Annotated in this window: 7 protein-coding genes; 2 read left to right on the top strand and 5 right to left on the bottom strand. The window is 73.3% G+C overall.

The annotated features are described in order from the left end of the window. A partial coding sequence (locus tag VIG76_RS15115; protein ID WP_331955663.1) for a DUF4326 domain-containing protein occupies positions 1-344 on the top strand: 344 nt, incomplete at its 5' end. A 47-nt stretch (positions 345-391) separates the two neighbouring features. Here VIG76_RS15115 and VIG76_RS15110 read toward each other — a convergent pair. Genes VIG76_RS15110 through VIG76_RS15090 form a run of 5 tightly spaced genes read right to left on the bottom strand, consistent with a single transcriptional unit; the run spans position 392 to position 5,544 of the window. Then, positions 392-1,387, bottom strand: a complete 996-nt coding sequence (locus tag VIG76_RS15110; protein WP_331955661.1) for a fumarylacetoacetate hydrolase family protein — start codon at positions 1,385-1,387, stop codon at positions 392-394. Next, the gene (locus tag VIG76_RS15105) at positions 1,387-2,415 is read right to left on the bottom strand and encodes an amidohydrolase family protein (RefSeq protein ID WP_331955658.1); all 1,029 of its coding nucleotides are present in this window, start codon (positions 2,413-2,415) and stop codon (positions 1,387-1,389) included. The genes VIG76_RS15110 and VIG76_RS15105 overlap by 1 nt, the downstream gene beginning before the upstream one ends. Further along, a complete protein-coding gene (locus tag VIG76_RS15100) occupies positions 2,412-3,554 on the bottom strand; it encodes an FAD-dependent monooxygenase (RefSeq protein WP_331955656.1) in 1,143 nt (380 codons plus the stop codon). The genes VIG76_RS15105 and VIG76_RS15100 overlap by 4 nt, the downstream gene beginning before the upstream one ends. A 20-nt stretch (positions 3,555-3,574) precedes the next feature. Continuing rightward, positions 3,575-4,570, bottom strand: a complete 996-nt coding sequence (locus VIG76_RS15095) for a cyclase family protein (protein WP_331955654.1) — start codon at positions 4,568-4,570, stop codon at positions 3,575-3,577. Next, positions 4,567-5,544 (bottom strand): fumarylacetoacetate hydrolase family protein, encoded by a 978-nt coding sequence (locus VIG76_RS15090; protein ID WP_331955652.1) that lies wholly within the window; start codon positions 5,542-5,544, stop codon positions 4,567-4,569. Before VIG76_RS15090 ends, VIG76_RS15095 begins: the two co-directional genes overlap by 4 nt. A 306-nt stretch (positions 5,545-5,850) precedes the next feature. Between VIG76_RS15090 and VIG76_RS15085 the strand changes: the two genes are divergently transcribed. Then, a partial coding sequence (locus VIG76_RS15085) for a cytochrome P450/oxidoreductase (protein ID WP_331955650.1) occupies positions 5,851-8,048 on the top strand: 2,198 nt, incomplete at its 3' end.

The raw sequence follows: 8,048 nt of genomic DNA, 5'->3' as shown, positions 1-8,048 counted from the left end.
GGCTCTCGCGCCGCAAGGGGTGGCGCAAGCCCGAGGGCGCCATCGTCGTCGCCCGGCCGACGCGCTGGGGCAACCCGTTCTCGGTCAGCCGGTTCGGGCGTCCCCTCGCCATCCGGCTGTTCGAGGACACCGTTCGAGGGGCGTGGGACCAGGGCCTGCTGGCGAGCCTCGATGACGAGGCATCCGCGGACGTCGAAGCCGCGCGGGAGGCCTGGCTCCGCCGTCTGGGTGGTGACCCGATCGAGCTCGCCCGCACCCGGCTCGCCGGCCACGACCTCGCCTGCTGGTGCCGGTTGGACCAGCTGTGCCATGCGGATGTGCTGCTGCGGCTCGCGAACGGGTGATCGAGGACCGGGACCGCTCGAGCTCCGGCTGACCGCTTTGCCCGAGCTCAGCCCGCCCGTCGGCGCTGCGCGGCGGGGGAGCCCGGCCGAGGTCGCGCCTTCGGGATCCGCGGGACCTCGACCGCGCGCCCCACGGGGTTGGTGACCGTGCCGAGGCGCTCCGCGCTCATGGTGACCACGTCGCCCTCCTGCAGCGGGGGCGGCGTGAGGCCGCCGTTGCGCCCCCACAGCTCGGCGAGGCATCCGCTGCCCGCGGTGCCCGAGCCGAGCACGTCGCCCGGCACCACCCGGGCGTTGCGCGAGGCGTAGGCGACGAGATCGCGGAACGGCCAGCCCATGTCGGCGAGGGTGTCCCGCCCGATCTCCTCGCCGTTGATCGACACGGTGAGCTCCAGGTCGAGGAAGCCGTCCTCGTCGAACCGGTCCTGCACCTCGTCGACGGTCGTGATCCACGGGCCGAGGGTCGTGGCGAAGTCCTTGCCCTTGCAGGGGCCGAGTCGCACCTGCATCTCCCGCGACTGCACATCCCGCGCCGACCAGTCGTTGAAGATCGTGAAGCCGAAGAGGTGCTGCTGCGCCTCCTCGGGCGAAAGGGAGCGGCCTTCGCTGCCCTCGACGGCGCCGATGACGGCGCCCACCTCCAGCTCGAAGTCGAGCCGCTCGGTCGCCGGCGGCAGCACGGTCTCGCCGGTCCCGATCAGCGAGTGCGGGTTCGTGAAGTAGAAGGTCGGCGCCTCGTACCACTGGGGGTTCACGCCGACCGAGTTGTCGACGCTCTGCACGATCCCCTCGACGTGCTCCTCGAACGCCACGAAGTCGCGCACGGCGGGCGGGCGGATGGGGGCGAGCAGCTGCACGGCGTCGATCGCCGGTGCCGAGTCGGGCACCTCCGCCGCCAGGCGGGTGCCGAGCTCGAGCGCCTTCGCGAGGCCCTGCCGGGTGAGGTCGAGCACGGTGAGGCCGTCGGGCAGCTCCACGAGCCGGTCGCCGACGACGACGCCGTCCCGTTCGCGGCCGTCCTGCAGCCATCGGGCGAGGCGCATCAGCGGGCTCCTTCCGGGACGGGGAGGAGGGCTGCGGCGGTACCGCTGAGCACGGCGTCCTCGATCTCCGGGTCGAGCGCGGCTTCACGGACCGCGCCGACCGGATCCTCGCTGCCCATGTCGAAGGGGTAGTCGGAGCCGAGCAGCACGCGATCGGCGCCGGCGGCGTCGATCAGGGCCCGCAGCTGGACGGGGGAGTGCGTGAGCGAGTCGAACCACAGCCGCCGCAGGTACGAGGAGGGGAGCTCCGCGCACGACCGGGAGTCGGGCCGGGTGCGCCAGGCGTGGTCGCTGCGGCCGATCGCGGTCGGCAGGTAGCCGCCGCCGTGCGCCGCCACGATCCGCAGGCCCGGGTGCCGGTCGAGCACGCCGCCGAAGATCAGGTGCGAGAGCGCCACCGCGTTCTCGGCGGGCTGCCCGACGGTGTTCGAGAGGTAGTACCGGTCGAGGCGCTCGTCGAGGCTGCAGCCGAACGGATGCAGGAACAGGACGGCTCCGGTCTCGGCCGCGCGGGCCCAGAACGGATCCAGGCGCGCATCCGACAGCTCCACGCCGGGCGCGAACGAGGAGATCTCGACGCCGGCGAGGCCCTGCTCGAGGGCGTCGTCGAGCAGCGCGACGCAGAGGTCCGGATGCTGCAGCGCGATGAGCCCGAGGCCGACGAGCCGGTCGGGCGCCTCGGCGACGAGCTCCGCCGTCGCTCGGTTCGCCGCGCGGGCGACGTCCTCGGCGAGCTGCCGGCCGGCCCAGGGGTAGTAGTGCGACGGCGACGGGGAGACGACCTGCACGTCGACCCCGGTCGCATCCATGTCCGCCAGCCGGCGGGGGAGCCGCGTGAGTCGCTCGAAGCGCTCACGGATCATCTCGCCGGACACCGCCGACGACTCCCGACCCTGCCGGCGGCCGTCGAGCTGCTGCGCCGCCGCGAACCCCTCCGGGTCGCGCTCGGCGACCATGCCCTGCAGCGCGGGCAGCAGCACGTGCGCGTGCGCGTCGACGACCGGGCGGCGGTCCTCCCGCCCGCTCATGCCGGCCGGCTCACGAGCGAGGCGACCCGGCGGACGAGGCCCGGCACATCGGCGTCGCGGTCATGGGCGAGCAGCCAGTTCGCGAGCTGCGACGACGCCTCGACGACCGTCTTGGCCCGTTCCAGCCGCCGCTCCGAGAAGCGCTGCCAGAGCGCGTCGTCGACCGTGTCGGCCGCGAGCAGCAGCTCGCTGAGCACGAGCGCGTCCTCGAGCGACATGGCCGCGCCCTGCGCGATGGTCGGCGGGCAGCTGTGGGCGGCGTCGCCGATCACCACGACGCGGCCGCGGTTCCACGGGCCGTCGATCAGGTGCTCGGTGAACCAGGTGTAGTTGACCCGGGAGTCCTCGTCGAGGGACTCGCGGATCTCGTCCCACGGGCCGTGGTAGGCCTGCGCGAGGGAGCGCATCGTGGCCACCTGCTCCTCGGGGGAGAGGCTCGTGCGGTCCTGCGCGTCCTCGACGAGATAGGCGTAGATGCGGTCCTCGCTGGTCGGGCAGTAGCCCGCGATGTAGGACGGGCCGCCGTAGACGAGGTCGGTGCGGGTGACGTCCTTCGGTCGCGGCACGAACGCGCGCCAGATGCCCATGCCGTTGCGGCGCGGCTGCACGTCGATGCCGAGCAGCGCCCGGACGGTCGAGTGCAGGCCGTCGGCGCCGATCACGAGGTCGAAGCGCTGCCGCTGCAGGCCGTCGTCGTCCTGCCAGACGAGCTCGACGTCGTCGTCGCCCTGCGTGAGGTTCTCGACCTTCGCGCCCCAGTGGATCCGCGCGCCGAGGGACTCCGCCCGTTCCACGAGGATGCGGGCGAGGTCGGGCCGGTACATCCCGATGGTGGCCGGCAGATCGGGGCCGCCCGTCTTCACATCCGGGATCACGGCGATCACGGTGGCCGCGGGGTCCGGCGCGCGGAGCCCGAGCTCCTCGAACGGGTAGGACTGCTGCTGCACCTGCTCCCACACGCCGAGGCGCACGAGGGCACGGCACGCGTTGCCCTGGATGGTGATGCCGGAGCCGAGGGCGCCGACGTCCTCCTTGGCGTCGAACAGGTCGACCTGCACGCCGCCTTCGGCGAGCAGGATCGCGGCGGCGGCACCGGCGAAGCCGGTCCCGACGATGCCGACGGATCGGACTGCGGTCATTCGATGCTCCTTCGCATCCGTCACTTGAGGGCGATGGGGTTCACGGGGGCGCCGACGGCGCCGGTGAAGGGGATGGGGGCGGCGACGAGGAGGAACTCCCAGACGCCGTCGGCGGCGCAGTCGGCCGCGAGCTCGTCGAGGTCCCAGAGCTCGCCGATCGTGAGGCCCATGTTCGGGATCGCGATCTGGTGCAGCGGCTGGAAGGCCTCGTCGAACTCGTTCGGCCGCACCTCGAAGCCCCACGTGTCGGTGGCGACCGCGGCGACGTCGTGCTCGTGCAGCCAGCCCGCCGTCGTGACCGAGAGGCCGGCGCTCGGGCCGCCGGCGTAGCCGTTCCAGCCCTCGCGGCGGGCACGGGTGAGGCGCCCGGTCCGGACCAGCAGCAGGTCGCCGCGGCGCACCTGCGCTGTCGCGCCCTGGGCCTCGATCGTCGCGTCGAGGTGCTCGGCGGTGATGCCGAACCCGTCGGGCAGCTCGCCGGACTCCTCGAGGTGTCGGCCCACGTCGAGGAGCACGCCGCGGCCGGTGAGCACCGCGGCCATGTGTTCGATGCCCGTGACCTGGTCGCCCTCGCTGGTGACGGTGCGGCCGGCCGGGCGGCCGTTCCACGCCTTGCCGTGGTCGAAGATGTGGCCGAGGCCGTCCCACTGGGTGGATGCCTGCAGCGGCATGGACACGACGTCGTCCGCGCCGCCGAGGCCGTGGGGGAAGCCCTGCGTGCCCAGCTCGGCGTCGCTGCCGGTGTCGAGCATCGTGTGCACGGGGTTGGAGCGGCGCCGCCAGCCGTTCTGCGGGCCGTTCGTGTCGAAGCGCTGCGCGAGGCTGAAGGCGCGTCCCCGCCGCACGAGCGAGGCCGCGCCGGCCCGGTCCTCGTCGGTGATCAGGTTCGCGGTGCCGAGCCGGTCGTCCTCGCCCCAGCGGCCCCAGTTGCGGTACGCAGCGGCCGCGCGCGCGATCTCGGTCTCCGGGTCGGTGCGGTCGAGCCGCGCCGGGTCGGTGGTGGGGGCGTCGTTCATCGGGCCCCCTCCGCGACGCAGGTCACGCGCTGCGTGCCGAGCCCGCTGATCGATCCGGTCATCCGGTCGCCCGGCTTCAGGAAGATCCCCCGCGCCTGGCCGTTGCCGGCGGGGCTGCCCGTGAAGAGCAGGTCGCCGGGGAGCAGCGGCAGGGTCTCCGATGCGCCCGACAGGAGCGCGGGCACGTCGAAGAGCAGATCCGTCGTGCCGGCGTCCTGCATCGTCTCGCCGTTCAGGTCGAGCCGGAGCTGGAAGTCCTCGGGCGCGGGCGCATCCGAGCGGGGCACCGCGAAGGGGCCGGTCGGGTTGAAGCCGGGGGCGTTCTTGCCGCGGTACCAGTCGGTCCCGATCGCGGGCATGTCGCGGCGGAACACCCGGTCGCGGGTGGTGATGTCGTTGATGATCGTCCAGCCCCAGATGTGGTCGAGCGCGTCCTCGCGGGAGACCCGGAAGGCGGTGCGGCCGATGATCGCGGCGAGCTCGAGCTCCCAGTCCTGCTTGTCGCTGTACGAGGGCAGCACGAGGTCCTGGTCGTCGCCGACGACCGTCTGGGCGAGGCCGAGGAAGAAGTAAGGCTGGCCGTGCGCGGCGCGCTCGTCCATCATCCGGCCGATCGCCTCGCGCACCTCCTCGACGGGGCGGGGGTCGTCCTTCGCCATGTGCCCGACCTCGAGGTCGATCACGTGGGTGCGGTAGTTGGCGCCAGTCTGCAGCACCTGGCGCGGCTCGACCGGGGCGGTGAGCACGACGTCGTCGAGAGCGAGGCCGTCCTGGGCGCGTCCCGTGGCCCGCACGGTGGCCTCGAGCTCGTCCCACCGCTCGAACACGTCGTTGAGCGAGGCGACGCCGAGCGCGGCGAGGTCGAGCGGATGCACGCGGCCGTCCGAGAGCACCCCGGGCGTGGCGGCGGCGCCGGGGCCGCGGCGGAAGCGCACCAGCGCGAACGTCGGGAGCACGTCGTGGTCGAGGGGCATCATCGCTCCGTTTCAGCGGCCGGCGTCGGCAGTCGATCCCATGCTGCTTCCTCGTGGCGCATCAGGCCAGATGGGGATGGCTATGTCGGGCATCAGCGGATTCGATACCCGTTCCGCTTACCGGCGGCGCCCGCGGGGGCTTACGATCGGCGGCACATCAGGTGGGGTGAGGGCGCACGGCGAAGGGCCGACGGCGAATAATCCCCCTCGGTGCCGGTCGTCACGGCACCGGGCGAGCAGACGGACCACGCGGTCCCGCCTGTGCCTGTGCGCCTCCAGCGGGACCCCATCCCGATCGGAGCACCCATGACCCTCGCGCCCGCGACCGCCACCGGCGGCTGCCCCTTCTTCCACGATCCCGAGCGGATCTTCCAGGACCTCGCCGCCGTACGCGGCCAGGACGGGTTCCCGTACTCGGACGTCTTCGAGGCGCGGATGGTCACGCGGTACGACGACGTCGTGGCCGCGCTGCACGATCCGGCGACCTTCTCCTCCGAGGTCACCGTCGGCCGGGCGCCGTCGCCGTGGCGGGAGCGGTTCGAGGGCCGGGTGCCGGATCGCGGCACCCTGATCGGGGTGGATCAGCCCGACCACGACCGGCTGCGCTCGTCCGTGAACACCTTCTTCATGCCCCGCCGCCTCGCACGGTTCGAGCCCTGGATCCGGGAGCAGACGCACCGCCTGGTCGACGGCTTCGCCGCGGACGGGGCAGTCGACCTCAAGACCGCGTTCGCGCTTCCCCTGCCGCTGATCGTCATCAGCCGCATCGTCGGGATCGATCCGGACCGCGCCGACTGGGTGGGTGCCGCACTCGGCTTCTTCCTCGGGCCTCGAGACATCCACCATCCGGGCACGCCGGACGAGAAGGCGCAGCTGCTCCTCGACCTGCACGACCACCTGCTCGAGCTCATGGCGGCGCGCAAGCAGGACCGCCGTGACGACCTCATCAGCCACATCTGGAACGAGCGGGACTCGGGCGCCGTCTCGATGACGGACTTCGAGATGCTCTCGATGTTCCCGGGGCTCATGCTCGCCGGGCACGAGACCTCGTCCAACCTCATCTGCACCGCTCTCTCGCACCTCCTCGCCGATCCGGCGCGGTACGCCGCCGCCCAGCGGGACGATGCGAGCCGGGCCGCGGCGCTCGAGGAGCTCTTCCGCTTCGGGTCCGCGATCACGGGGATGAAGCGGCTCGTCACCCGGGACACCGAGCTGGCCGGCGTCCCGCTCAAGGCGGGGGAGCAGGTGTTCCTGGCCTACGCGGCCGGCTCCCGTGATCCGTCGCGCTTCGCGTCGCCCGAGGAGATCGACCTCGATCGCGGCTGGGCGGTGCCGCACCTCGGCTTCGGCCAGGGTGTGCACGCCTGCCTCGGTGCGCCGCTCGCGCGGATGCTGCTGCGGATCGAGCTCGGCGTGCTGCACGAGCGGCTGCCCGACCTGCGACTCGGCGTGCCGGCGGCGGAGCTGCAGCACACGGCCGTCTCGGAGGGGCGCGGCATGGTGGCGCTTCCGCTGGCCTGGACCCCGGTGGCGGCCCAGCCGCGCGCCGTTCAGGCGCGGGCGGACTCGGCAGCGCCGGCGGCGCTGAGCGTCCCGGTCGTCGTCAGCGGCCGCCGCGCGCTGACGGCGGATGTCGTCGAGCTCATGCTCGACCCCGACGACGGCACCGTGCTCCCCGACTGGCAGCCGGGCGCCCACGTGGACCTGGAGCTGCCGGACGGCTCGTTGCGGCAGTACTCGCTCTGCGGTCGCGCGGGGGAGGGCTACCGCATCGCGGTGCTCCGCGAGCCGTCGGGCCGCGGCGGATCCGTCGCGGTCCACGACGACGTCCGCGTCGGGAGCCGGCTGCGCGTCCGCGGGCCGCGGAACCACTTCCGGCTCCGCCCGGCGGGTTTCGTGCTGCTGATCGCGGGCGGGATCGGGATCACGCCGCTGCTCCCGATGATCGAGGAGCTGGAGCAGCGGGGGACGGACTGGCGGCTGCTCTACCTCGGCCGCTCCCGCGACCGCATGCCCTACCTGGCGGAGCTGCTCGAGCGCTTCGGGTCGCACGTGTACGCGTGGCCGAGCGGCGAGCGGGGTCGCTACGACCTCGACGACGTGTGGGCGCGGATGCCCGCAGGGGACTCCGCCGTCTACGCGTGTGGACCCGAGGTGCTCCTGTCGGCGCTCGAGGACTCCGCGCGGCGGCACGGCGCGGAGGACCGGGTCGTCGTCGAGCGGTTCGCGGCGCGCGCGGTCGAGCACGGCCCGGACCGGCCGATCGAGGTCGTCCTGGCCCGGACCGGCCGCACGATCACCGTCGCGGAGCACGTGAGCGTGCTGGACGCGGTCAACGCAGCGGGCGCGAACCTGCTCTCCACCTGTCGCGAGGGCACCTGCGGCACGTGCGAGGCGCGGGTGCTGGACGGCGTCCCCGAGCACCGCGACTCCGTGCTGAGCCTCGAGGAGCGGCTGGCCAACGCGTCGATGATGACCTGCGTCTCCCGCTGCCGCGGCAACCG

Origin of the sequence: Amnibacterium sp. (genome assembly GCF_036559085.1) — a bacterium.
Classification (GTDB): Bacteria; Actinomycetota; Actinomycetes; order Actinomycetales; family Microbacteriaceae; genus Amnibacterium.
This window is presented reverse-complemented; position numbering and strand designations above follow the sequence as displayed.

Bases quoted from the DNA above. Each gene is read 5' to 3' on its own strand.
- VIG76_RS15110 (WP_331955661.1), bottom strand. From the start codon at position 1,387: ATGCGCCTCGCCCGATGGCTGCAGGACGGCCGCGAACGGGACGGCGTC.
- VIG76_RS15105 (WP_331955658.1), bottom strand. From the start codon at position 2,415: ATGAGCGGGCGGGAGGACCGCCGCCCGGTCGTCGACGCGCACGCGCAC.
- VIG76_RS15100 (WP_331955656.1), bottom strand. From the start codon at position 3,554: ATGACCGCAGTCCGATCCGTCGGCATCGTCGGGACCGGCTTCGCCGGT.
- VIG76_RS15095 (WP_331955654.1), bottom strand. From the start codon at position 4,570: ATGAACGACGCCCCCACCACCGACCCGGCGCGGCTCGACCGCACCGAC.
- VIG76_RS15090 (WP_331955652.1), bottom strand. From the start codon at position 5,544: ATGCCCCTCGACCACGACGTGCTCCCGACGTTCGCGCTGGTGCGCTTC.